24 protein-coding genes are annotated in these 22,819 nt (G+C 58.3%); 13 read left to right on the forward strand and 11 right to left on the reverse strand.

The window, feature by feature from the left end:
* Window positions 1–296 precede the first annotated feature (296 nt).
* Window positions 297–2,051 (reverse strand): L-lactate permease, encoded by a 1,755-nt coding sequence (locus tag ACOYXJ_RS21215; RefSeq protein WP_460371291.1) that lies wholly within the window; start codon window positions 2,049–2,051, stop codon window positions 297–299.
* Between the two features lie 243 nt (window positions 2,052–2,294).
* Between ACOYXJ_RS21215 and ACOYXJ_RS21220 the strand changes: the two genes are divergently transcribed.
* Window positions 2,295–2,498, forward strand: coding sequence for a hypothetical protein (locus tag ACOYXJ_RS21220; RefSeq protein ID WP_007918829.1), 204 nt, complete (start codon window positions 2,295–2,297; stop codon window positions 2,496–2,498).
* A gap of 110 nt (window positions 2,499–2,608) precedes the next feature.
* Window positions 2,609–3,676 carry a hypothetical protein gene (locus ACOYXJ_RS21225; protein WP_224793251.1) on the forward strand — a complete coding sequence of 356 codons (1,068 nt, stop codon included), beginning with the start codon at window positions 2,609–2,611 and terminating at the stop codon, window positions 3,674–3,676.
* Window positions 3,677–3,771: 95 nt separating this feature from the next.
* Here the strand turns inward: ACOYXJ_RS21225 and ACOYXJ_RS21230 are convergent, their stop codons facing one another.
* Entirely contained in the window at window positions 3,772–4,047 is a 276-nt protein-coding gene (locus ACOYXJ_RS21230) for a hypothetical protein (RefSeq protein ID WP_460371292.1), read from the reverse strand.
* A 287-nt stretch (window positions 4,048–4,334) separates the two neighbouring features.
* Here ACOYXJ_RS21230 and ACOYXJ_RS21235 point away from each other — a divergent pair, with 287 nt between their 5' ends.
* Together ACOYXJ_RS21235 and ACOYXJ_RS21240 are read left to right on the forward strand one after the other, a co-directional pair.
* A complete protein-coding gene (locus tag ACOYXJ_RS21235) occupies window positions 4,335–5,417 on the forward strand; it encodes a hypothetical protein (protein ID WP_460371293.1) in 1,083 nt (360 codons plus the stop codon).
* Between the two features lie 2 nt (window positions 5,418–5,419).
* Window positions 5,420–5,773 carry a DUF1428 domain-containing protein gene (locus ACOYXJ_RS21240; protein ID WP_150793721.1) on the forward strand — a complete coding sequence of 118 codons (354 nt, stop codon included), beginning with the start codon at window positions 5,420–5,422 and terminating at the stop codon, window positions 5,771–5,773.
* 162 nt (window positions 5,774–5,935) lie between these two features.
* Here the strand turns inward: ACOYXJ_RS21240 and ACOYXJ_RS21245 are convergent, their stop codons facing one another.
* Window positions 5,936–6,130, reverse strand: coding sequence for a hypothetical protein (locus tag ACOYXJ_RS21245; RefSeq protein ID WP_460371294.1), 195 nt, complete (start codon window positions 6,128–6,130; stop codon window positions 5,936–5,938).
* A 107-nt stretch (window positions 6,131–6,237) separates the two neighbouring features.
* Here ACOYXJ_RS21245 and thpR point away from each other — a divergent pair, with 107 nt between their 5' ends.
* Window positions 6,238–6,759: an RNA 2',3'-cyclic phosphodiesterase gene (thpR, locus tag ACOYXJ_RS21250; RefSeq protein ID WP_460371295.1), complete on the forward strand. Its 522-nt coding sequence runs from the start codon at window positions 6,238–6,240 to the stop codon at window positions 6,757–6,759.
* 242 nt (window positions 6,760–7,001) lie between these two features.
* Here thpR and ACOYXJ_RS21255 read toward each other — a convergent pair whose 3' ends face one another.
* The 5 genes from ACOYXJ_RS21255 to ACOYXJ_RS21275 all read right to left on the reverse strand — a co-directional run bounded on the left by ACOYXJ_RS21255 (window position 7,002) and on the right by ACOYXJ_RS21275 (window position 12,342).
* Complete coding sequence (locus ACOYXJ_RS21255) at window positions 7,002–8,099, reverse strand: polyamine ABC transporter substrate-binding protein (RefSeq protein WP_034155530.1); 1,098 nt, start codon at window positions 8,097–8,099, stop codon at window positions 7,002–7,004.
* Window positions 8,100–8,288: 189 nt separating this feature from the next.
* Window positions 8,289–9,161 (reverse strand): ABC transporter permease subunit, encoded by an 873-nt coding sequence (locus tag ACOYXJ_RS21260; protein ID WP_123594282.1) that lies wholly within the window; start codon window positions 9,159–9,161, stop codon window positions 8,289–8,291.
* Window positions 9,158–10,072 carry an ABC transporter permease subunit gene (locus ACOYXJ_RS21265; RefSeq protein ID WP_166497811.1) on the reverse strand — a complete coding sequence of 305 codons (915 nt, stop codon included), beginning with the start codon at window positions 10,070–10,072 and terminating at the stop codon, window positions 9,158–9,160. Before ACOYXJ_RS21265 ends, ACOYXJ_RS21260 begins: the two co-directional genes overlap by 4 nt.
* On the reverse strand, window positions 10,069–11,211 hold the full coding sequence (locus ACOYXJ_RS21270) for an ABC transporter ATP-binding protein (RefSeq protein WP_007919249.1): 1,143 nt from the start codon (window positions 11,209–11,211) through the stop codon (window positions 10,069–10,071). Before ACOYXJ_RS21270 ends, ACOYXJ_RS21265 begins: the two co-directional genes overlap by 4 nt.
* Window positions 11,212–11,580: 369 nt before the next feature.
* Window positions 11,581–12,342: a gamma-glutamyl-gamma-aminobutyrate hydrolase family protein gene (locus ACOYXJ_RS21275; RefSeq protein ID WP_460371296.1), complete on the reverse strand. Its 762-nt coding sequence runs from the start codon at window positions 12,340–12,342 to the stop codon at window positions 11,581–11,583.
* Between the two features lie 281 nt (window positions 12,343–12,623).
* Between ACOYXJ_RS21275 and ACOYXJ_RS21280 the strand changes: the two genes are divergently transcribed.
* From ACOYXJ_RS21280 to ACOYXJ_RS21300, 5 genes are all read left to right on the forward strand, one after another.
* Window positions 12,624–14,000, forward strand: a complete 1,377-nt coding sequence (locus ACOYXJ_RS21280) for a glutamine synthetase family protein (protein WP_007918694.1) — start codon at window positions 12,624–12,626, stop codon at window positions 13,998–14,000.
* A gap of 271 nt (window positions 14,001–14,271) precedes the next feature.
* Window positions 14,272–15,762 carry an aldehyde dehydrogenase gene (locus tag ACOYXJ_RS21285; protein WP_460371297.1) on the forward strand — a complete coding sequence of 497 codons (1,491 nt, stop codon included), beginning with the start codon at window positions 14,272–14,274 and terminating at the stop codon, window positions 15,760–15,762.
* A 49-nt stretch (window positions 15,763–15,811) separates the two neighbouring features.
* Entirely contained in the window at window positions 15,812–17,095 is a 1,284-nt protein-coding gene (locus ACOYXJ_RS21290) for an NAD(P)/FAD-dependent oxidoreductase (protein WP_460371298.1), read from the forward strand.
* Between the two features lie 488 nt (window positions 17,096–17,583).
* Window positions 17,584–18,132 carry a cupin domain-containing protein gene (locus tag ACOYXJ_RS21295; RefSeq protein ID WP_007950154.1) on the forward strand — a complete coding sequence of 183 codons (549 nt, stop codon included), beginning with the start codon at window positions 17,584–17,586 and terminating at the stop codon, window positions 18,130–18,132.
* A gap of 155 nt (window positions 18,133–18,287) precedes the next feature.
* Window positions 18,288–18,830 (forward strand): hypothetical protein, encoded by a 543-nt coding sequence (locus ACOYXJ_RS21300; RefSeq protein ID WP_460371299.1) that lies wholly within the window; start codon window positions 18,288–18,290, stop codon window positions 18,828–18,830.
* 16 nt (window positions 18,831–18,846) lie between these two features.
* Here the strand turns inward: ACOYXJ_RS21300 and ACOYXJ_RS21305 are convergent, their stop codons facing one another.
* The 3 genes from ACOYXJ_RS21305 to ACOYXJ_RS21315 form a co-directional block, all read right to left on the reverse strand.
* Window positions 18,847–19,530: a DUF4225 domain-containing protein gene (locus tag ACOYXJ_RS21305; protein WP_150793729.1), complete on the reverse strand. Its 684-nt coding sequence runs from the start codon at window positions 19,528–19,530 to the stop codon at window positions 18,847–18,849.
* Window positions 19,523–20,023 carry an Hcp family type VI secretion system effector gene (locus ACOYXJ_RS21310; RefSeq protein WP_102899242.1) on the reverse strand — a complete coding sequence of 167 codons (501 nt, stop codon included), beginning with the start codon at window positions 20,021–20,023 and terminating at the stop codon, window positions 19,523–19,525. Before ACOYXJ_RS21310 ends, ACOYXJ_RS21305 begins: the two co-directional genes overlap by 8 nt.
* A gap of 262 nt (window positions 20,024–20,285) precedes the next feature.
* Entirely contained in the window at window positions 20,286–20,717 is a 432-nt protein-coding gene (locus tag ACOYXJ_RS21315) for a hypothetical protein (RefSeq protein WP_150793730.1), read from the reverse strand.
* Between the two features lie 165 nt (window positions 20,718–20,882).
* Here ACOYXJ_RS21315 and ACOYXJ_RS21320 point away from each other — a divergent pair, with 165 nt between their 5' ends.
* The 3 genes from ACOYXJ_RS21320 to ACOYXJ_RS21330 all read left to right on the forward strand — a co-directional run bounded on the left by ACOYXJ_RS21320 (window position 20,883) and on the right by ACOYXJ_RS21330 (window position 22,808).
* A complete protein-coding gene (locus ACOYXJ_RS21320) occupies window positions 20,883–21,272 on the forward strand; it encodes a hypothetical protein (RefSeq protein ID WP_460371300.1) in 390 nt (129 codons plus the stop codon).
* A gap of 15 nt (window positions 21,273–21,287) precedes the next feature.
* The gene (locus ACOYXJ_RS21325; protein ID WP_102899240.1) at window positions 21,288–21,710 is read left to right on the forward strand and encodes an HD domain-containing protein; all 423 of its coding nucleotides are present in this window, start codon (window positions 21,288–21,290) and stop codon (window positions 21,708–21,710) included.
* Window positions 21,711–21,788: 78 nt separating this feature from the next.
* Complete coding sequence (locus ACOYXJ_RS21330) at window positions 21,789–22,808, forward strand: AbrB family transcriptional regulator (RefSeq protein WP_460371301.1); 1,020 nt, start codon at window positions 21,789–21,791, stop codon at window positions 22,806–22,808.
* The last annotated feature ends 11 nt before the right edge of the window (window positions 22,809–22,819 follow it).

Raw genomic sequence — 22,819 nt, forward strand, 5'->3', positions numbered from 1 at the left:
CGCTATAGAGTTATGCGGGTGGCTCATTAATCGCTTGGCCAACACAGATCCACTGTAGGAGTGAGCCTGCTCGCGATAGCGGTGTGCCGGTCGCTATATCGTTCACAGGTCTACCGCTATCGCGAGCAGGCTCACTCCTACAGGGATCTGTGTGGTAACCACCATTTCATTCACAACTTGAAACCTGTGGGAGCGAGCTTGCTCGCGAAGAGGCCGGCACAGCCAATATCTTCATTGGCAGACCGGACGCCTTCGCGAGCAGGCTCGCTCCCACATTGGATATGTGTCCGGCCGGACTAATGCCCGCCCACCACCATCGAAGTAAACGGCGCCACATACGCCTGCAATGTCACCAGTCCGCCGACCAGGATCGCCAGCACGATCGAGTGGAAGAACACGTAGCGCAGAATCTCGCCCTCATGCCCATACCAGCGGGTCGCGGTGGAGGCGACCACGATCGATTGTGCATCGACCATTTTGCCCATCACCCCGCCGGAGCTGTTCGCCGCCGCCATCAGCACCGGACTGATCCCGAGCTGTTCCGACGTCACCCGCTGCAACCCGCCAAACAGAACGTTCGACGCCGTATCCGAACCGGTCAACGCCACACCCAGCCAACCGAGCAAGGTGCCGAACATCGGATAGAAAATCCCCGTCGCCGCAAACGCCAGGCCCATGGTCGCGTCGAGTCCCGAGTAGCGCGTGAGAAACCCCAGCGCCAGCATCGCCGCGATGGTAATCAGCGAAAACCGCACGACCCACAACGTGCGCAGATACTGCTTGATCAGTTGCGAAATCGAGTAGCCCATCAGCAGGCCACCGACAATCGCCGCCAGCAAGATCCCGCTGCCGGTGGCGGTCAGCCAGGTGAATTTGTACACCGCTTCTTCCGCTTTCGGCGCGGCAACCACCGGCGGGACTTTTTCGATTTGCAGGTGCAGCGTGGTAAAGGTCACGGCCGGGGCGAAAATCGGGTTGGCCTCGCGCAGCGGTTTGCCGGCGGGATCGAGCTTGGCCGAGTGGGTTACCGGATCAATGGCGGGCCGGGTGTCGAACATATTCTTGAAGCCCTGCGTGCCCCAGGCAAACACAAACACGGTGAGGATGATCCATGGCATCCACGCGCGCATCACCGCCGGGCGCGCCTGATCACTGAACGCGGCGCTGGCGGTGACTTTTTCTTCATCGACCTTGGAGTTGTCTACGCGCCCCGAAAGCGCAGCGGAGGTGTGAATGGTCGCCGGTTTCCACACCTTTAAAAACAGCGTCAGACAGGCCATGGAAATCAGCGCGGCGATCACGTCCACCAGCATTGGCCCGTGGTAGTTCGACACCAGAAATTGCGGGATCGCGAAGCTGACGCCGGCCACCAGAATCGCCGGCCAGATCTCCAGCATCTTGCGCCAACCGGCAAACGCCCAGATCAACCAGAACGGCACCAGCACCGAGAAAAACGGCAACTGCCGACCGACCATCATCGACAGCTCCATTTCATCCAGCCCGGTGACTTTGGCCAGCGTGATGATCGGCGTGCCTAGCGCGCCGAATGCCACCGGCGCGGTGTTGGCGATCAGCGCCAGACCTGACGCGGCCAACGGCGAAAACCCCAGCCCGATCAGAATCGCCCCGGTCACCGCCACCGGCGTACCGAACCCCGCCGCGCCTTCGAAAAACGCACCGAAGCAGAACGCGATCAGCAGTAGCTGCAAACGTCGGTCATCGGTGATCCGCGCGAGAGAATCCTGCAGCACTTTGAACGAGCCGTTCTCGGTGGTCAGGCGATGCAGAAAAATGATGTTGAGGACGATCCAGCCGATTGGCAGCAAGCCATTCGCGGCACCGAACAACGCCGCTGAGCCGGCCATGCTCGCCGGCATGCCGAAGGCAAAAGTCGAAATCAGCAGGGCGGACGCCAGTGCCAACAGCGCCGCGAGATGCGCTTTGACATGAAAGAACGCCAGCGCCGCGAGCATCACCACCACCGGTACGGCGGCCATGAGCGTGGAGATCACCGGGTTGCCGAACGGGTCGTAAATTTGCTGCCAGACCATGGTCCACCTCTGCTTGTTGTTATTGAGGGCGCAGATCCATTGCGTGGGGCTAGGTTGCAAGCAGTATAGGTGGCATTTCGCCGCCGCTCGTACAGCGCGGACGGGGCGACCAACGGTCAATGGTGGCCACTGAATCAACGCTGATTTGCCCGGTCGTATCTGCGGCTGCGCGCACCGCGTCCTGAAGGCGTGGGCAGCGTGGCCGATTCCGTCGTCAAGACCTTGGTTTTAGGGAAGTGTTGAATGAAGCGTGCAACAACGATGCTGCTGACTGTGACTGCCGCCGTATTGCTCGGCGGCTGCGTCGCGGATTTTGATGATGACCACCGCCATGGCCGGCATTACGACCGCGATCATGGCCGCAATTACGACCACGATCGGCGTTGGGATGATCGCGATGATCGCCGCGACGGGCGTCGTTACTATCGCGATCGGGATGATGACTGAGCCGTGAAGTAATCGGCAGACACCCAAGCGAACAGACATGACGAGGGTGGACGCAGTAGTGGCAATTCAGTAGCATCGCCGCTTTTTCGCGCCTTTCTCCAAGGATGATCATGTCTGTCGCTTCTTTTCTGCGCTATTCGCCTGCGCTGTTCAGCTCTGTCGTAGCCGCTTTTGCACTCGTCGGCTGCACGCAGACGGGGACTTATCAGGACGCCAGCGTGCCTGACGCAGCCAAACTGCGTTTCGTCGCTAACATGTCCAATGCCACCCTCAATTATTTCGATGCCGAGCATTGCGATGGCATGAGCACCGGGCCGCTGAACAATCTGTTTATCGCCGAGAGCCAGCGCCGGGTCGGCATGAGCGTCGCCGCACCCAAAGACGCCCGTGGTTATCTGGAAATCAAATTGCCGCCGGAAAAAGACCTGTATCTCCAGGTCATGACTCAGTTGGGGCATGGTACCTGTGGTACCGGATTCAACTTGAAACCGGAGCGCGGCGCCGAATACGAGGTGACCTTCGGCTTTACCGGACGTGGCCAGTGTTCGACGTTGGTGGAGCGTTTGCAGCGGGTGGATGGCAAGGATGTGCGTATGCCTCTGACCGTCAAGCGTGGCGGTTTTCCTGCCTGTTACGGGCGCAACGCACTTTTCCCGCAACCGCCGAAGCTGCTGCCGGACACGCCAGAGCGTGCTGCGCTGATCGAGCAGATCGTCAATGGCAGCGTGATTGTCATGATCAAGCCCGACCCGGCCAAGGAGCCGCCTGCCAGCATGACGCCTGAGAAACTCGAATCGCTGATCAGCGAGCGCAAGGGCAAACTCGGTTTTGCCCTGCCAGACGAGTATTGGACGCTGTACCGTCAGAACCTTGTTGAATTCGAAAAAGAGGCGGGCACTAACAGGACGCGGGCGCTGCAAGTGGCCACCGATGAATATCGCCAGCGCCTGCGCAGCGTTGACGACAAGCAGTTGAAAGAGTGGTCGCACAGCGAAGATACGTCCGGCAAGCGCGCTAATTCGGCGCCGGCCGAGCAGGAAAAACTGGCGATCATGGATTATTTCCAGGCCACCAATAAGGTGATGGCCGAGACCATCAATCATCATCTCGAGCGCATGGCGCAAATGGATACGCAGTACGACGTGTGCTCGCGTTATTCCGAGTGCTGGAAGCGCTGACTGCATTTATCGCCGATGTAAAAAAGCCCACTGAGTCGTGATGACCAGTGGGCTTTTTCATGGGCGCTCGGTTGTCCAGGCGTCCGTTACGGCAATTAAAAGTGAGCGCTCGCCCGGACGCTGGATCGCGCAGGCACGGCGGCCTCGATGTCCAGCAAATGGGTGGCGAGAATGTCGCTCAGAAAACGGAACTGATCGTTGATGCCGACCACTTCATTGCTGAAGTGATTGGTTGCAGCCGGCATCAGCAGATCTTCGAAATCTTCGTTGAACACCAGTGCCTGCGCCTTGTGCGACACGCCGTGCTGGTCGTAATAGTTGCTGCCGAACACCGGGAAACTCACGGAGAGTGTGACGTGGGTGTGAATCATGTTGTGAACTCCTCGTTGTGTTCCGGATGGGCTAATCGTGCCTTTCATGGGGGGTGGGCGGAAGGCATTCGTGGCGATGGTGAATATCGATGGCAGTGATGGTTGGGGCTTTTGGGGTGTTGCTGATGGCGCCTTCGCGAGCAGGCTCGCTCCCACTTTGAAATGCATTCCCCTGTGGGAGCGAGCCTGCTCGCGAAGGCGCCAGTCCAGCCACAACCGGACAAACGGCCCGATACTCACACCTATACTCAGATCTGCATCGTCCCTGTTTAAAGGAAACCGCCACCGTGAACCCGCGTGCGCTGCTCGTCGCCGCACTGCTTCTGCTGGCCGGCTGCGCGACTTCCGCGCGGGCCCCGGTGGCAGCGCCCCAGGCCGTGTTCATCTCGCCTGCAACCTGGCAGCAGATCGACCGGGAAATCGTCAGTGCTTCGCAGCAGTCCACCGAGCAGGTCAAAGTCTTCGCCCGTGGCTCGATGGAACATTGGCGCACTCGGGTCTATCAGCAAACTGAAGAAAATTTCATCCCGTGGTTCAGCAGCTACTGGACCCAGGAATGGCTGTCGATGAAGGTCAGTTGGTACACGATCAATGCCGGTGGTGAGCAAGATGCGTCGGCCAAGCGTCTGGCGGCGTATCTGCTTGAGCAATATCAGGAAAGGGTGCTGGCGCCAGTGGCGGTGGAGGTCGATCCGGACGCGATTCTCGGCCAGGCCACGGCGTTCTATGCGCAGTTGATGGCACAGCAGATGCCGCTCATCGCCCAGCGTCATGGTGTGCCCGTTGGTCAGCTCAATGGGCATTTGCAGAAAGTCCCGGCCATTGCGCTGGGCCCGCCGCCGGCGCGGGATGCTTCGCTGTTTCAGATCATCAGTACCGAGCCGCTGAACACGCTGCCGGCCTACGCCGCGCTGATCGACAAGATTCACACCGAGGGTGGCGCCAAGGGCATTGCCTCGACCGACGCGGGCATGGCGCCGGTGGCCAAGCGCGCCAGTCAGCGCATGGAAGCGGAAATGGCCCCGCGTGGGGCTGCCAGTGCAGTGGCAGCAGCGGCCGGGAAACTGGCTGGCGGACTGATTTCGGTGGGAGTGGCGGGCATTCGCGCGATCATTCAGGCCAATGACCGCCCTGACAGCGAAGCGCTGATCCGCAGCAGTCTGGGCAGCACCTTCGACAAGGCCTGGCTGAAACTGGTGCAGAACCCGACCACCGGCGTCATGGCCGGCACGCTGCACATGGCCGGGCAAGTCGAGCGCAATCTGGGCGGGGGCGATGAACCGTCGGTCGGGTTGGGGGTGAATGCTGTCGAATGGCAACCGCCGCAATCGACCAGTCAGCAGATCGAACCCAACGTGCAAGGAGAGTGATCATGGCTTACATCGATATTTTTGTAGCGCCGGTGCCGACTGCCAATCGTGAGCAGTACAAAAAGCACTGTGAAATCGCGGCGAAACTGTTCAAGGAATACGGCGCACAGGAAGTGGTTCAGTGCTGGGGCGATGACGTGCCGGAGGGTAAAGTCACCTCATTCCCGATGGCGGTCAAACTCAAGGAAGGCGAGACGGTGTCGTCCGGCTGGCTGATCTGGCCGGACAAAGCCACACGCGACGCCGGCATGGGCAAAATGATGGAAGACCCGCGCATGCAACCGGACGTCAACCCGATGGGGTTCGATGGTCAACGCATGATCTTTGGTGGTTTTAAAAATATCCTCGAACCTTGAACCCCTGCCAATTGCGGAATGGGCAAGATTCATGCTTCACCACAAACCCCTGTGGGAGCGAGCCTGCTCGCGAATGCGGTGTGTCAATCGACAAAAAGGTCACTGATACTCCGCTTTCGCGAGCAGGCTCGCTCCCACAGGGTGAGTGTTTACCGGCTGTATTCACTCGGTTGAGGGCGTGATTCTGCAGCTTTTGCGGTTGCGGATCTGCTCGTCCGTCGGGCGTTCGCGGACGAACTCGAAACGCGGCTCACCCTCGCCGTAATGCACCAGCCAGCCCCATTCCAGTTCGCTTTCATCCTGCCCGGGATTGGGCGGTCGGGCCCACCATGGTTCTTTGCTGAGGATCTCGCGCATGGCGGCCTCCGGTTGATGGCAATCCTTGAACTATAGCTTCCTGTCACGAGTCGTCAGATCAGGCTGTGTAGAATCCGGCGGATCACGATGAACAGGGGAGCAGGGCCATGACCGATGAAGCGAAGCGACTGTTTTTCGCCCTCGATTGCCCGCCGGCGCAGCGCAAGGCGATTGCGCAATGGCGAGCGGATCTGGGTTTGAGAACCGGCAAACCGGTGCCTGCGGATAATTTTCATCTGACGTTGCTGTTCCTTGGCGCGGTGCCATTGGCGCAGATCAGTGAAGTCTGTGAAGCGGCCGGGCAAGTGCGCACGCCGGGTGAAACATTGAAGATTGCGCTGGATCGTTTGCAGGTCTGGCATCGCGCCGGGGTGTTGTCGCTCGCGCCGGAGCAGGCACCGCCGGCGTTACTGCGCCTGGTCTACGCGCTGGAACAGGCGATGTTACCTTTTGGTCTGGAAGAGACGCCCCGCGAGTTTCGCCCGCACCTGACCCTGGCCCGCGACTACCGTGCGCCGGAACCGGAATCTGCTACGCCGCCAGAGTTTTTCCTGCGCGCTGAGCGTTTTGCCTTGTTCGAATCGCACAAAGGGCGCTACCGGATCCTGCAGGACTGGCCATTGATGTGAAGGCACAAAAAAGGCGCCCGAGGGCGCCTGAAATTCACCTTGACCGAGGAAGCCAGGTGAGGCCGTTCATTGCAGGGTGCAGCGGTGGTAAGGCGCTGCGTGAACGGGAAATTTTTACACTGCATCGCTTTACTGTGGGAGCGAGCCTGCTCGCGAAGGCGTCGGCACATCCAACATTTTCGTCGCCTGTCCTACCGCTTTCGCGAGCAGGCTCGCTCCCACATTTTTGATCACCGGTGTTTTTACTTACCGAGTTTCACCCGGGTCCAGCCACGGGTCATGATTCGCTGCGTGGCAATCGGCTGATCCGGCACCGCATACAGCGTTGCCATCACCGCTTGCGACGGGTACGAACCCGGATCGTTGCGGATCGCTTCATCCACCAATGGCGTAGCCGCCGCGTTGGCGTTGCTGTAGCCGTTGCTGTTGGTGATCTCGGCGATGATGTCCGGGCGCATCAGGAAATCCATGAACAGGTAGGCGTTCTCGACGTTGGCGGCATCACGCGGGATCGCGACCATGTCGTAGAAGCTGCCGGCGCCTTCCTTGGGAATGCTGTAGTCGATCACCACGTTGTTGCCCGATTCCACCGCGCGGGCCTTGGCCTGCAGCACGTCGCCGGAGTAACCGACTGCCACGCAGATGTTGCCGTTGGCCAGATCCGAGATGTATTTCGAGGAATGGAAGTACGCCACATTTGGGCGAATCTTCATGAACAGCGCCTCGGCTTCCTTGATGTGCGCGGTGTCCTTGTCGTTCACCGGGTAGCCCAGGTAGTGCAGGGCGGCCGGGATCATTTCCGTCGGCGAGTCGAGGAAACTGATGCCGCAGGCTTTGAGTTTTTCAGCGTTTTCCGGTTTGAACAGCAAGTCCCAGGAGTTGGTCGGGGCGTTGGCGCCGAGCACTTCCTTGACCTTGGCCGGATTGAAACCGATGCCGATCGAGCCCCACATGTACGGGAACGCATGGGCGTTGTCCGGATCACTGGCGGCGGCGTTTTTCAACAGCACCGGGTTGAGATTCTTCCAGTTCGGCAGCTTCGATTTGTCCAGGGTCTGATAGACGCCGGCCTTGATCTGCTTGGCCAGGAAACTGTTCGACGGCACGACCAAGTCGTAGCCGGATTTGCCCGCCAGCAAGCGCGCCTCAAGGGTTTCGTTGCTGTCGAAGACGTCATAGGTCACGCGGATGCCGGTTTCGTCTTCGAACTTCTTGACGGTGTCCGGCGCGATGTAATCGGACCAGTTGTAAACACGCAGCACCTTGTCGTTGGCCTGGGCGCCCATGACCATTGCGCCCATTAAGGACAGTGTCAGCAGAGTCCTGCCAAACATTTTCATCGGTACAACTCCATTCTTTTTATTCACGTTACGCAAAGCCCCCTCACCCTGACACTCTCCCGAGGGAGAGGGGACTGACCGAGGGGCTGACTACATTTGTGTAGGAGCTGTCGAGTGAAACGAGGCTGCGATCTTTTGATCTTTCACATCAAGATCAGAAGATCGCAGCGTGCCGCAGCTCCTACAGGGTTATGCGGTGGCGGATTGCTGAGGCTGCCACGACTCGTTCGCCGTCTGATCCATCGCTTCCTGAATTGCCCGCTTGCGGTTGGCTTCTGCCTTGCGGCCGAAGTACCAGACCAGGAAGGTCACCAGCGACACCGCCAGCAGAATCAGGCTGGCCACCGCGTTGATCTCAGGCTTCACACCCAGACGCACCGCCGAGAACACTTCCATCGGCAACGTCGTCGAACCGGGCCCGGAGACGAAACTCGCCAACACCAAATCATCCAGCGACAAGGCAAACGACATCATCCCGCCCGCGGCCAGCGATGGCGCGATCATCGGAATGGTGATCAGGAAAAACACCTTGAACGGCTTCGCACCGAGATCCATCGCCGCTTCTTCGATCGACAGATCCAGTTCGCGGAGGCGGGCGGAGACTACCACCGCGACATAAGCGGCACAAAACGTGGTGTGGGCGATCCAGATCGTGACGATGCCACGCTCCTGCGGCCAGCCGATCAACTGCGCCATCGCCACGAACAGCAGCAACAGCGACAGACCGGTGATCACTTCAGGCATCACCAACGGCGCGGTGACCAGACCACCGAACAGCGTGCGACCCTTGAAGCGCGTGACGCGGGTCAGCACGAAAGCGGCGAGGGTACCCAGCGCCACGGCAGCAATCGCGGTGTAGCAGGCGATTTCCAGCGAGCGCACCACCGAGCCCATCAGTTGCGTGTTGTCGAGCAAGCCGACGTACCACTTCACCGACCAGCCGCCCCAGACTGTCACCAGTTTGGATGCGTTGAACGAGTAGATCACCAGAATCAGCATCGGCAGATAAATGAACATCAGACCGAAGATCAGCATGAATTTGGAAAAACCGAAGCGTTTCATCCCCGTGCCTCCATCTCTTTGGCCTGGCTGCGGTTGAACAGCAGAATCGGCACAATCAGGATCAACAGCATCACCACCGCCAGCGCAGACGCCACTGGCCAGTCGCGGTTATTGAAGAACTCTTGCCACAGCACGCGACCGATCATCAGCGTCTCCGGACCACCCAACAGTTCCGGGATCACGAACTCACCCACCACCGGAATGAACACCAGCATGCAGCCGGCAATAATCCCGTTCTTGGCCAGCGGCACGGTGATTTTCCAGAAGTTGTTGAAGTTGCTCGAGCCCAGATCCTGGGCGGCTTCCAGCAAGCTGCCATCGTGCTTGACGAGGTTGGCATAGAGCGGCAACACCATGAACGGCAAATACGCGTACACGACCCCTATATAGACGGCGGTGTTGGTGTTGAGGATCTCGATCGGGTGATCGGTCAGCCCCGTCCACATCAGAAACGCGTTGAGCAGACCGTTGTTGCTGAGGATGCCCATCCACGCATAAACGCGGATCAGGATCGCGGTCCAGGTCGGCATCATGATCAACAGCAGCAGGACGTTTTGCGTTTCCTTGCCGGTCTTGGTGATCGCGTAGGCCATCGGGAAACCGATCAGCAGGCACATCATCGTGCTCAGCGCCGCCACTTTCAGCGAACCGAGGTAGGCCGACAGGTACAGCTCGTCTTCGCCGAGCAGGGTGTAGTTGCCGATGTTCAGCAGCAGCTGGAATTTCTGTTCGGCGTAGGTGTAGATCTCCGAGTACGGCGGGATCGACAGCGCGGCTTCCGAGAAACTGATCTTCATCACCAGAAAGAACGGCAGCATGAAAAACAGGAACAGCCAGATGAACGGAATGCCGATTACCAGTTTTCGCCCGCTGGGCACCAGGCGCAGGAATTGCTGATTGAAGGTTCTCATGAGCGCAGTACCACGCCGCTGTCGTCTTCCCACCAGACGTAGACTTTGTCGTCCCAGGTCGGACGCGCGCCACGGCGTTCGGCGTTGGCCATGAACGACTGGACGATTTTGCCGCCGGGCAGTTCGACGTAGAACACCGAGTGACCGCCGAGGTAGGCGATGTCATGCACCTTGCCTTCGGACCAGTTGTAGCGGAACTCGGGTTGGGTGGTGCTGACGAGCATTTTTTCCGGACGGATCGCGTAGGTGACCGACTTGTCCTGCACCGAAGTGCTGACGCCGTGACCGACGTAGATCTTCTGCTGCAAGTCCGGGCTGTGGATGATCGCGTGACCTTCAAGGTCCTCCACCACGGTGCCGTCGAAGGCGTTCACGTTGCCGATGAATTCGCAGACCATGCGGCTGACCGGCGCTTCATAGATATCGACCGGGCTGCCAATCTGGGCGATCCAGCCGAGGTGCATGATCGCGATGCGCTCGGCCATGGTCATGGCTTCTTCCTGATCGTGGGTCACCATCACGCAGGTCACGCCGACGCGTTCGATGATCTGTACCAGCTCCAGTTGCATCTGCGAACGCAGCTTTTTATCCAGCGCACCCATTGGCTCGTCGAGCAGCAACAGCTTCGGACGCTTGGCCAGCGAGCGGGCGAGGGCGACGCGCTGGCGCTGGCCGCCGGACAACTGGTGCGGGCGGCGTTTGGCGTATTGGGTCATGTGCACCAGACGCAGCATTTCATCGACACGGGCATCGATTTCGCTGGCCGGCAAACGGTCCTGCTTCAGACCGAAGGCGATGTTCTGCGCCACGGTCATGTGTGGGAACAGCGCGTAGGACTGGAACATCATGTTGATCGGCCGCTCGTACGGCGGCATGTCGGTGATGTCCACGCCGTCGAGCAGAATCCGCCCTTCGGTCGGGCGCTCGAAACCGGCGAGCATGCGCAGCAGGGTCGATTTGCCCGAACCGGAGCCACCGAGCAGAGCGAAAATTTCGCCCTGATGGATCTCCAGGGACACATCGTCCACGGCCACGGTTTCGTCGAACTTCTTGGTGACACGATCGACTTTCACCAGCACCTTTTTCGGTTGCTGATGACCTTCAAGTGCCTTCCTGTAAGTGCTGGAGGCGTTTGCCATGTGAAACTCCCAACAGGTTTCGTTCGCCTGGCCAATGTGGCCGGGCTTAAGTGGATTGCAAGCCTGTACGGGATGTCTGTCAGCTATGGCGCAGAACCTGTGGGAGCGAGCCTGCTCGCGAATACGGAGTGTCAGTCGACATCATTGTTTGCTGATACACCGCTTTCGCGAGCAGGCTCGCTCCCACAGGGGAAATGCGTTTACCTGACTGGCATTACCCGTACCGATCCGGCTTGGTCGGCGCCGCCGTCCTGGCTGCCTGGGTCGTACTTGTTGTTATTACGGGTGTTGCTGTTCACGAATGACGGATGTGCAAAGGCACACCCGACGTCCGTGGGGGCAGTAAATCGTTGTGATCTTTGGGTTGTGTCAGCGCTTGTCGCGCCGCGCCGCCCGTTGCCGGCAAGCCGCGCCGAATGCCTGGAAAATCTTCAGGTAGTTCGGGTTGTCCAGCACTTGCCATTCCGGGTGCCATTGCACGCCGAGGGCGAAGGTCGGGCTGTGCTCGACCGAGACCGCCTCGATCAAACCGTCCGGCGCCACCGCTTCGGCACGCAGGCCGGGGGCGAGGCGATCGATGCCCTGGCTGTGAATCGAGTTCACCTGAAACTCGCTCGGCAGTTCCAGCGCCTCGAACACGCCGCCGGCGAGCACGGTCACCGCATGCGCCGGTGCGTACTGCACGGCCACGTCCGGGCTGTCGGCTTCACGGTGATCGAGCATGCCCGGCAGCTCATGCACCTTCTGATGCAGGCTGCCGCCGAACGCCACGTTCATTTCCTGGAAGCCACGGCAAATGCCGAGTACCGGAACGCCCGCCGCGATGGCTGCACGCAATAAAGGAAGGGTAGTGGCATCCCGCGCCGGATCGTGATCCGTGCCGGGTTCGCTGGCCGGGCCTTGATAGTGGAAGGGCTCCACATTCGAGGGCGAGCCGGTCAGCAGCAGACCGTCGAGTTGACCGAGCAGGTCTTCGATTTCAGTCAGCTTGCCAAGGGAAGGAATGACCACTGGCAGCCCTTCAGCGCCAACGCTGACAGCACGTACGTACTTGTCGCCGCTGATGTGATAGGGGTGCAGGCCAATCTGTTTGACGCACGCAGTAACGCCGATCAATGGCTTGAATGCCATTTTTATTCACCTCGAGTCTGACACTTGAACGAGCTTTTCCGGAGCTTAGCCTCGTTGATTTTAATTAACAACTGCCATGTAAAAAATTCTAAACGCCGCTCATCAAATCTTCATGATTTCCGGGGCTGTGGCGTATGTATTGGCACGAAAGTGTTAAAAAAAGCCCAAAAAATAAACCCTGAACGGCCATCTGTTCGCTATTGACTTCACTTTGCCGTTCGGGTTGACTGGCTCGGCGAAACAGCAGTGAACATAATAATTAACAGCTAAATAGGTGCATCATGTCGGTCCCTCTGCGTACCGTTCAACTCAACGAAGCAAACGCATTCCTTAAGAAATATCCTGAGGTTTTGTACGTCGACCTTCTGATTGCGGATATGAACGGTGTGGTGCGCGGCAAGCGCATCGAACGCACCAGTCTTCATAAGGTTTACGAGAAAGGCATCAACCTGCCGGCCTCGCTTTTCGCCCTCGACATCAATGGCTCCACGGTGGAAAGCACCGGCCTGGGTCTGGACATCGGCGACGCTGACCGCATCTGCTACCCGATCCCCGGCACGCTGAGCATCGAGCCGTGGCAGAAGCGTCCAACCGCACAACTTCTAATGACCATGCACGAAATCGAAGGCCAGCCGTTCTTCGCTGACCCGCGTGAAGTGCTGGCCAACGTCGTACGCAAATTCGACGACCTCGGCCTGACCATCTGCGCAGCATTCGAACTCGAGTTCTATCTGATCGACCAGGACAACGTGAACGGTCGTCCGCAATCGCCACGTTCGCCGGTGTCCGGCAAGCGTCCGGTGTCGACTCAGGTGTACCTGATCGACGACCTCGACGAGTACGTCGATTGCCTGCAAGACATCCTCGAGGGTGCGAAAGAGCAGGGCATCCCGGCTGACGCCATCGTCAAGGAAAGTGCCCCGGCGCAGTTCGAAGTCAACCTGCATCACGTCTCCGACCCGATCAAGGCGTGCGACTACGCTGTCCTGCTCAAGCGTCTGGTGAAGAACATCGCCTACGACCACGAGATGGACACCACCTTCATGGCCAAGCCGTATCCGGGTCAGGCGGGCAACGGTCTGCACGTGCACATTTCGATCCTGGACAAAGAAGGCAACAACATCTTCGCCAGCGAGGATCCCGAGCAGAACGCCGCACTGCGTCACGCGATCGGCGGTGTGCTGGAGACCCTGCCTGCGCAAATGGCCTTCCTCTGCCCGAACGTCAACTCCTACCGCCGCTTCGGCGCACAGTTCTACGTACCGAACTCGCCAAGCTGGGGCATCGACAACCGCACCGTTGCGGTCCGCGTGCCAACCGGTTCGGCCGATGCTGTGCGTATCGAGCACCGTGTTGCTGGCGCTGACGCCAACCCGTACCTGCTGATGGCTTCGGTACTGGCCGGTATTCACCACGGTCTGACCAACCAGATCGAACCGGGCGCCCCGGTGGAAGGCAACAGCTACGAGCAGAACGAACAGAGCCTGCCGAACAACCTGCGTGATGCACTGCGCGAGCTGGACGACAGCGAAGTCATGGCCCGCTACATCGACCCGATGTACATCGACGTGTTTGTCGCTTGTAAGGAGAGCGAGCTGGCCGAGTTCGAAAACTCGATCTCTGACCTTGAGTACAACTGGTATCTGCATACGGTGTGATTGGCTGAGGCCCTCAAAAGCTGAAGAGCCCCTCACCCTAACCCTCTCCCGGAGGGAGAGGGGACTGAACGGGTTGTCTTGAGATATTCGGCGACCTGAACGATCCAGTCGATTATGGATTCGGCAAAGATTTTTCAGGTCGGCGGAGATTCTGAGCATCCCCCAATCGGTCCCCTCTACCTCCGGGAGAGGGCTAGGGTGAGGGCAGCCATCTCAAGCCAGACATCGCAGCCAGACAACACCCCCAATCCCCCCTTGTCGAGCCACAACAATGACAACGACCCGCAACGACTGGGAACAACGCTTCCAGTCCCTGACCATCGAAGCCCGCGCATTCATCAACGGTGAATACCGCCCGGCCATCAGTGGCGATACCTTCGAATGCCTGAGCCCCGTCGACGGCCGTTTCCTCGCCTCCGTGGCCAGCACCGATGCAGCCGACGCCAACCTCGCTGTTGACGTCGCACGCCAGTCTTTCGAGTCCGGCATCTGGGCGAAAAAAGCCCCGGCCGAGCGCAAGCGCATCCTGATTCGCTTCGCCGATCTGATCCTGCAGAACCAGGAAGAACTGGCGCTGCTGGAAACCCTCGACATGGGTAAACCGATCAGCGATTCGATGAGCATCGACATCCCGGCGACCGCCAACGCGATCCGTTGGAGCGCCGAAGCCATCGACAAGATCTACGACGAAGTCGCCGCCACACCGCACGATCAACTCGGCCTCGTCACCCGCGAACCTTCCGGCGTGGTTGCGGCCATCGTGCCGTGGAATTTCCCGCTGATCATGGCCAGCTGGAAATTCGCTCCAGCATTGGCGGCGGGCAACTCGTTCATCCTCAAGCCTTCGGAAAAATCGCCCCTGACGGCGATCCGCATCGCCCAACTGGCGCTGGATGCCGGCATTCCGAAAGGCGTGTTCAACGTTCTGCCAGGCTTCGGTCACACCGTTGGCAAGGCGTTGGCGTTGCACATGGACGTCGACGTGCTGGCCTTCACCGGCTCCACGGCGATTGCCAAGCAACTGATGATTTATGCCGGCCAAAGCAACATGAAACGCGTCTGGCTCGAAGCAGGGGGCAAGAGCCCGAACGTGGTGTTTGCCGACGCACCGGACTTGCGCGCGGCAGCACAAGCAGCGGCCGGCGCCATTGCCTTCAACCAGGGCGAAGTCTGCACTGCGGGTTCGCGCTTGCTGGTCGAGCGCTCGATCCGCGAGCAGTTCATTCCGCTGCTGGTGGAAGCGCTGCAAGCGTGGCAACCGGGTCATGCACTCGACCCGGCGACCACCGTCGGTGCCGTGGTCGATCAGCGTCAACTCGACAATGTGCTGCGCTACATCAGCATCGGTCGCGAGCAGGGCGCCGAGCTGATCGCCGGCGGCCAACGCACCCTCGAAGAAACCGGCGGCCTCTATGTGCAACCGGCGCTGTTCGACGGCGTGACCAACGCGATGACCATCGCCCAGGAAGAAATCTTCGGCCCGGTGCTGTCGCTGATCACCTTCGACACCGCGGAAGAAGCGCTGCAGATTGCCAACGACAGCATCTTCGGCCTCGCCGCCGGCGTCTGGACCAGCAACCTCAGCAAGGCGCACACCTTCGCCCGTGGCCTGCGTGCCGGCAGCGTCTGGGTCAACCAGTACGACGGCGGCGACATGACCGCGCCGTTCGGTGGCTTCAAGCAGTCGGGTAACGGTCGCGATAAATCGCTGCACGCGTTCGACAAGTACACCGAGCTGAAAGCGACCTGGATCAAGCTCTGACTCTATTACAGCGGTGGTCGCCGTTTATTGGCGACCCTCGGAGAAACGTATGAAACAGCAACACGTAAACAGCTACTACGCCGCCACTCGCAACGAAGTCATCGACTTTCCGGTTCTGGAAGAGTCGGTCGAGTGCGACGTCTGCATTATCGGCGCCGGCTACACCGGCCTGTCCTCGGCGCTGTTCCTCACCGAGGCCGGCTACAAAGTGACGGTGCTGGAAGCGGCGAAAGTCGGCTACGGCGCCAGCGGTCGCAACGGCGGTCAACTCGTCAACTCGTACAGCCGCGACGTCGACGTGATCGAAGAACGCTACGGCGACAAGACTGCGGAAATCCTCGGCAGCATGATCTTCGAAGGCGCCGACATCATCCGTTCGCGCATCAAGGAATACGACATCAAATGCGACTACCGCCCGGGCGGCATCTTCGCAGCAATGAACAAGAAACAACTCAATGGTCTGGCTGAGCAGAAGCGTGGCTGGGAACGTTACGGCAACCGCAATCTGAAGATGCTCGACGCGGCTGAGATTCGTCGTGAAGTTGGCTCTGATGCTTACGTTGGCGGTCTGTTGGACATGCAGGGCGGTCACGTTCATCCGTTGAACCTGGCCCTCGGTGAAGCAGCGGCGATTACGCGTCTGGGCGGCAAGATCTACGAGCAATCGGCGGCCGTGGAAATCAAATACGGCGAGCCTAACGTCGTGCGCACCGCCAAAGGCCAGGTCCGCGCCAAGTACCTGCTGATCGCCGGCAATGCCTACCTGCCGCAAGGTCTGGATAACCGCGTCACCGCGAAAAGCATGCCGTGCGGCTCGCAGATCGTCGTCACCGAACCGTTGACCGACAAACAGGCGCGCAGCCTGATCACCAACAATTACTGCGTCGAAGACTGCAACTACCTGCTGGATTACTACCGCCTGACTGCCGACAACCGTCTGCTCTACGGCGGCGGCGTGGTCTACGGCGCGCGTGAACCGGACGACATCGAACAACTGATCCGCCCGAAGATCCTCAAGACCTTCCCGCAGCTCAAAGACGTCAAAATCGACTACCGCTGGACCGGCAACTTCCTGCTGACCATGTCCCGCATGCCGCAATTCGGCCGTATCGAAAAGAATGCCTACTACATGCAAGGCTACAGCGGCCACGGCGTCACCTGCTCGCACCTGGCCGGCAAACTGATCTCGGAAATGATCCGTGGCGACGCCGAACGTTTCGATGCTTTCGCATCGCTGCCGCACATGCCAATGCTCGGCGGCCGCACGTTCTCCGCGCCGCTCACCGCCCTCGGCGCCGTCTACTACTCGCTGCGCGACCGCTTCGGCATCTAGGTTACCTCCCCGGCGGCGGCCCCCAAGACCCCGCCGGTTTTTTAATGCTGCAGCAACACCACCGATGTCACTGACACCCAGATGTCCAACTGTGGGAGCGAGCCTGCTCGCGAAGAGGCCATGTCAGCCACCATCCCCGTCGTCTGCGCTCCCACAGTGACTGTATTACCAAGGCAAGAAGGACTTTTACCTCACCGTCCATCGAACCTGCTGAGCAACACCGGCAAACGTGATTTAATAGCCGCCTTTCACGGTTCCGGGACACGGGAGCAACGTGATCCGCGCCCCTCGCGCGGCACCCGCCACCCACCCCCATTACCCGTGGGTCTGCGCGAGAACCGCCGAGCGGCGATCAGGCAAGGCAAAAACAGGCGAGGAAGCGGAGTGTAGGGCCCTACATGAGCATTCCGAGCCTGTTTTTAACGCAGCATGATCGTCGCGCAGGCAGTTTTCGCGCAGAGCCTAAGTACTTCTCACATAAGGCAGTCATGGATACGGGTTCTCGACTCAAACTAGTACGCGAAAGCTACAAACTCTCCCAGCGCGAGCTGGCCCGGCGTAGCGGCGTGACCAATGCCACCATTTCCCTGATCGAACAGAATCGCGTCAGCCCCTCCGTCAGCTCCCTGAAAAAGCTGCTCGAAGGCATACCGATGTCCCTGGCCGACTTCTTCACCTTCGACCAACCCCCGCGCGAGCATCAATACGTGTTCCGTGCCAATGAACAGCCTGATCTGGGCCGCCATGGTTTGCGTCTGCTGCTGATCGGCGCCTCGGTACCAAGCCGCCAGATGCGCTTGCTGCGCGAGCAGTACGCCCCGGGCGCGAGCTCCGGGGAAGAGCCAATTGTGCATGCCGAGGGTGAGGAGTGTGGGTTGGTGACGCGTGGCACGGTGGAGTTGACCGTGGATGGGTCGGTGAGTGTGTTGAATGCGGGGGATGGGTATTACTTCCCGACGACGCTGCCGCATAAGTTCCGGAATATCGGGGCGGATGAGGCTGAGATAATTAGTGCGAATACGCCGGCTAACTTCTGATCACTGTTTAGATTAGGCGCACGTTGTAAATAAATCCGACACCTTTTATTGGGTGTCGGATTTTTTTTGCGTGGATGAAATGTTTGTAGGGTGCAGGGTTTTGATTTGTAGGAAGGTTCTGAATGGGTGCGTGATGAGGCGAGGTTAAGGATGTTATGGCTCTTCTGGCATGTTTACATTGCGTGGTGGTTGATCGGAAGCCGTTTTTGATTGTCCGTAGAGCTTTGATTTTTTTTTGGTGTTATAGCTATATGAGGGAGCGGGCTGTGCAATTAAATGATCTTCGGTATTTATTTCGTGTTTATTGTCCAATCCTTGCTTCTTCATTTTTCTGGGGTGTAATGGTCTTAAATTGTATTGGTCAGTTTATAAGGCTTGAGGGGGACCTAGTCTGGGTAGTGTTTTTTGTTGTTTTTGTTTTATTTGCTTTGCATGGTTTTATTTTTTCTGCTCCATCGCTTCGCAATATATTCGATGGAAAAGTGGTTGAAGAAAAGCACTACAATTTACGATGGGTGTTAATCGAAATAGTCTTTTTATCTGGAATATTGGCTATTGCTTTTGTCCCTTTTATGATGGGGTTTGATTTTTTTAATGGTGTTTCGTACTGGGTATTAGCGTCTTTTCTGTTTATTTTTTTTCTTGGGTCGATTTGCTATTTAAGTTTTTTTCAGCGTTCACTTCGCTCTCGCCGTTGACGTGCTGGTTTTGTGACTACTGTTCAAGGCCTGATTCTCTGATTGAGTTTAGCGTGAAGCTGTCGGTTAAAGCTTCGAAAGCTAAGGTTAGTGTTCCCATTCGCTTGTGGGCCCGTTCGTAGTTTATAGGGTCTCTATTGAAGAGTTGCACCGAATCTGGCTTTCGGACGAGATGTATCATGCCTCGAATAGATAGATAGAGATCCACGCTGTAATAGGTAAGATTACCGTGTTTGATGCCAAAAACGTTCTGATAACCGATCCTGATAGGCCCAACAACACTTGGTTTGTCAGGGCCGTTGAAGATGTTTCCCACACCCTCAAAAATGTTGTTGACACCGTGCCCGATTAAGGTGACGCCCGTAACGCCAGCTTTACCTCGGGTGGCTCCAATCGCTAAGGCGCCAGCCTGAAGTTGCATGCTTCCCGCCGCGATAGTCACCCCATTCTGAAAATAAAACATGGACTTGGCAGAAAGCTCTGAATACTCCTCCCTCAGTTCCTGCAATCCTTGCTTCGCACTAATAACACCGTCATCCACCGCCCGAATAATCTCATTGGCATAAGCCGACACGATCTCGCCAAACTTGAGCTGGCTGAAACTGTCGTAAAACTGCGTGGCGCCAATCTGGCAGCCGAAAGCGACCAGGTCCGACGCGGCGCGGGTAACGTCGTTAATGTCGCATGAGTCCTCATTCACCGTTATTTCCCCACGTGCTGTGGCCGCACGTTCCCGCTTGAATATGCGTCCAGCTGATCTCGCGATAAGTGAACGACACCAGTTCCTGTGGTTGTGCGTCATTGAGGTGAATGGCGTGGGGAACTTGAAGATTGATGTGGGCGACTTTGGCGCCGGTTATGTGGATTTTGAAATATTTGTCTTGGGTGCCGGCGGGCGAGGTTCGGTAGAAAAATATTGTGCATTCCAGCACTTCGCGTTCGTGAAGTGCGGCGGACAGGAGCGGGGAAGACTTGTCTATGTTCTTGGTGATCATGATTGGCAGGTGTTGGCCTCGGTCGGCGCCAACGCCACCGTCATTGCCGGTGGTCATGTTGTGTGAGTAGGCTAGCACCATGATTTCATCCAGATGGCCCAACTGGCATTTATTGCCGATTGAGCTAGTGTCGGAACATCCGGCGGAGATAAGCCCTTGTCGGTTCCCGGTAATGCTCATGTAACTGTGATTGGCCATGGATGCTCTGCTTTATTGGAAAATCGGTTTTGTCTGCAGAGTAACCGCCAACTAAAGCCAGGGCCGAGAGGCAGCATTTCAGAGTTCTTTAAACTCAGACACGTCTTACAGGAGCAGCGGAAGTCAGGAAGTGAATGTTCTGAAGTGCCAACAAAGTTACGACCGAAGGTAGCAGTTGTGGTTAATGGATAACGCGCACTAAAAAGCCCGGTCTTTTGCCCCGGGCTTTCCTTTGCGTATTGCCAACGCGGATATCAAACGTTTACTTGGTCGTCCAATGCCCACCGCCACTTTCACAATCAATCTTCGCCTGCCCCAGATTTTCCGCACCGTAGTAATACGTGGTGACCTGCGCGCCATCCGGAACATTCAACGCCTTGGCGTTTTTGTCCTTACTGGTGGAGTGCGGGTTGGCCAGGGATTCCTGAGTGAGGGTGGCGATGCAGGTGGCTTGATAGTGGTCGTCGCACTGCTGGACCTTTTTCTTGACGGCGTTGACCATGTCTTTGCTTTCATTGCTGCAGGACCAGTCGATGGAGTTGACGGGCATGCCCTCGTATTCGTAACAGCTATGGCCGGACACGGTGGGCACGGAGGCGCTGGAGGAGCGGGTCTCGACGTCGCAACCTTCGGCCATGACGCAGGTGGGGATGACACAGAACGTGGCGAGCAGAAGCAGGAATCGAATGTTCATCGGGCTTTCCTCTTCGATGGCGCCGGTTCTGATCAATGATGGGGCGCTTATGGTTTCGAGACTGCGCAGGAGAAGGAGGTTCAATCAGGTATTTGATTTGCGCTGTTCGCGTAGACTGCGAAACAATCGGACACATCTAGCGCCCCAAGGATTGGAATATTGCCCATGATCGAGATCGGCGGCCGCAACAACGCCCCCACGCCACAGCACAACACCCACGACGTCTACTTCTTCAGCATCGACTTGAGCCGAGCGGCGACGCCTTTTTGTTTCGAGCAATCGATTGGTGGCGGGCACGCCGAGCAGGGCGGTGCGCGGTGGTTGGCGCTGGATGAGCTGGAGGCCTGGCCCGGTGACTGGCGTGAGCATTTGAAGAAGTCTGACTGTGCCTGGGTCGCTGAGTTGATCGATGCACATCCTGGTGCGGATCAAGTGACATTGGTGTCGATGATTCTCCAGCGTCACTCCGCGCCCGCGAAGCCAGTCGGTCGCTTGAAGTCCATTGCCGCTTGGCTCAAACGCAATATCCACGTCGGCGGCCGGTATGGCGTTTAACCCGAGGAAACTTCTATGACTCAAACATTGGAACGCGCTATCGCCATCGCCGCAACCGCCCACGCCGGGCAGCTCGACAAGGGTGGTGCGCCGTACATTCTGCATCCGCTGAAAGTCATGCTGCGCATGAGCACGCTGGAAGAACGCATCGTCGCCGTGCTGCACGATGTGGTCGAGGATTGTGGGATCAGCCTCGATGATTTGCGCAAAGAAGGTTTCAGCGAAGACGTGCTGACGGCGATTGAGTCGGTGACCAAAGTGCCCGGGGAATCCTATGAAGACTTCGTCGATCGCGCCGCGCAGAACCCGATCGGGCGAGTGGTGAAACTTGCTGATCTTGAAGAGAACAGCGACCTCTCGCGGATTGCCTCGCCGAGTTGGGAGGATCTGGAGCGGATCGAGAAGTATCGGCGCGCGATTGGCCGGTTGCGCTCATAAAACTACGCAATCCCCCTGTAGGAGCTGCCGAAGGCAGCTCCTACATGGGGATCGAGTTTAATTGCCAGGAAGGCATCTATGAAATCCATTCTCTGTTTGTTGATCGCCGCCGGGTTTGGCGCGGTGTTGCAGTCCCTCGGCGTGCCTCACGGTTTGCTGTTGGGCTCGATTCTTGTCACTGCATTGGTCGCCACTAAATCAGGTTTCGCCCCCGTGACGCCTTATGGCCTGGGCTACATACAGGTGGTGCTGGGCATCGCCACGGGGCTGATGTTCGAAGCGTGGGACAGCGCGACGGCATCGGCCATGTTGCCCAGCCTTGGCGTATTGCTGCTGTGTTTGATCGTGCAGATTACGTTGGCCGCGCTGTGGCTGACGCGCGGGGCACGGTGGAATCGCACTGATGCATTGTTGGCGGTATACCCGGGCGCATTGGCAGCGGTTTTCGATTTGCTGGAGTCGGAAAAGGCCTCAAGCAAAGTCATCATCGTGCACCTGATGCGGCTGTTGCTGATCACCGTGTTGGTGAGTTTTTTGATTCCGGGACAGGCATCGGTGGCGGTGATTGAAAGCGCTCCGTTGACGACCGGGATGGCACTGACCGTGTGTGCGGTGATCGGCTTGAGCGTCGTGCTTGGACGTTTGCTGCTGGTGATCGGCGTACCGGCGCCGTTTATGCTCACGGCGATCATCATCACGGCGGTTTTTGTCAAAGCAGGATGGCTGCACAGCTTCCACATGCCGGATTGGAGTTTGAATCTGGCTTCACTGATTCTGGGTGTACGAATCGGCTCGCGATTTCAGGGATTGGGCGTCAAGGAGTTGGGCCGGCATGGTCGCACGGCGCTGGTTTCGGTCGGGTTGATGATCGTGGTCGCGGCGGCGTTTGCCGAAGTGGCGGCGCGGTTGTTGGACAGTGATCCGCTGTCGCTGTGGCTGGCGTATATGCCGGGGGCGATCGAAACGATTGCAATCGTCGCGTTCGCGGGAGGGCTGAATGTGGTGTTTATTCTGACCCATCATTTGGCGCGGATGGTGCTGCTGCATTTTGCTCCGGCGTTGTTGGTGCAGGTGCGGCGGGTGCGGGAAACTTCCTGATTTGGATTGTG

This window comes from Pseudomonas sp. Tul2A7 (genome assembly GCF_054790505.1).

Excerpts from the sequence above, each read along its gene's own strand:
- ACOYXJ_RS21240 (WP_150793721.1), top strand. The coding sequence starts at position 5,420 with ATGGCTTACATCGATATTTTTGTAGCGCCGGTGCCGACTGCCAATCGT.
- ACOYXJ_RS21230 (WP_460371292.1), bottom strand. The coding sequence starts at position 4,047 with ATGATTCACACCCACGTCACACTCTCCGTGAGTTTCCCGGTGTTCGGC.
- ACOYXJ_RS21325 (WP_102899240.1), top strand. The coding sequence starts at position 21,288 with ATGACTCAAACATTGGAACGCGCTATCGCCATCGCCGCAACCGCCCAC.
- ACOYXJ_RS21295 (WP_007950154.1), top strand. The coding sequence starts at position 17,584 with ATGGATACGGGTTCTCGACTCAAACTAGTACGCGAAAGCTACAAACTC.
- ACOYXJ_RS21225 (WP_224793251.1), top strand. The coding sequence starts at position 2,609 with ATGTCTGTCGCTTCTTTTCTGCGCTATTCGCCTGCGCTGTTCAGCTCT.
- ACOYXJ_RS21275 (WP_460371296.1), bottom strand. The coding sequence starts at position 12,342 with ATGGCATTCAAGCCATTGATCGGCGTTACTGCGTGCGTCAAACAGATT.
- ACOYXJ_RS21310 (WP_102899242.1), bottom strand. The coding sequence starts at position 20,023 with ATGGCCAATCACAGTTACATGAGCATTACCGGGAACCGACAAGGGCTT.
- ACOYXJ_RS21330 (WP_460371301.1), top strand. The coding sequence starts at position 21,789 with ATGAAATCCATTCTCTGTTTGTTGATCGCCGCCGGGTTTGGCGCGGTG.
- ACOYXJ_RS21260 (WP_123594282.1), bottom strand. The coding sequence starts at position 9,161 with ATGAAACGCTTCGGTTTTTCCAAATTCATGCTGATCTTCGGTCTGATG.
- ACOYXJ_RS21270 (WP_007919249.1), bottom strand. The coding sequence starts at position 11,211 with ATGGCAAACGCCTCCAGCACTTACAGGAAGGCACTTGAAGGTCATCAG.
- ACOYXJ_RS21315 (WP_150793730.1), bottom strand. The coding sequence starts at position 20,717 with ATGAACATTCGATTCCTGCTTCTGCTCGCCACGTTCTGTGTCATCCCC.
- ACOYXJ_RS21220 (WP_007918829.1), top strand. The coding sequence starts at position 2,295 with ATGAAGCGTGCAACAACGATGCTGCTGACTGTGACTGCCGCCGTATTG.
- ACOYXJ_RS21280 (WP_007918694.1), top strand. The coding sequence starts at position 12,624 with ATGTCGGTCCCTCTGCGTACCGTTCAACTCAACGAAGCAAACGCATTC.
- ACOYXJ_RS21320 (WP_460371300.1), top strand. The coding sequence starts at position 20,883 with ATGATCGAGATCGGCGGCCGCAACAACGCCCCCACGCCACAGCACAAC.
- ACOYXJ_RS21300 (WP_460371299.1), top strand. The coding sequence starts at position 18,288 with ATGGCTCTTCTGGCATGTTTACATTGCGTGGTGGTTGATCGGAAGCCG.
- ACOYXJ_RS21245 (WP_460371294.1), bottom strand. The coding sequence starts at position 6,130 with ATGCGCGAGATCCTCAGCAAAGAACCATGGTGGGCCCGACCGCCCAAT.
- ACOYXJ_RS21285 (WP_460371297.1), top strand. The coding sequence starts at position 14,272 with ATGACAACGACCCGCAACGACTGGGAACAACGCTTCCAGTCCCTGACC.
- ACOYXJ_RS21290 (WP_460371298.1), top strand. The coding sequence starts at position 15,812 with ATGAAACAGCAACACGTAAACAGCTACTACGCCGCCACTCGCAACGAA.
- thpR (WP_460371295.1), top strand. The coding sequence starts at position 6,238 with ATGACCGATGAAGCGAAGCGACTGTTTTTCGCCCTCGATTGCCCGCCG.
- ACOYXJ_RS21215 (WP_460371291.1), bottom strand. The coding sequence starts at position 2,051 with ATGGTCTGGCAGCAAATTTACGACCCGTTCGGCAACCCGGTGATCTCC.
- ACOYXJ_RS21255 (WP_034155530.1), bottom strand. The coding sequence starts at position 8,099 with ATGAAAATGTTTGGCAGGACTCTGCTGACACTGTCCTTAATGGGCGCA.
- ACOYXJ_RS21265 (WP_166497811.1), bottom strand. The coding sequence starts at position 10,072 with ATGAGAACCTTCAATCAGCAATTCCTGCGCCTGGTGCCCAGCGGGCGA.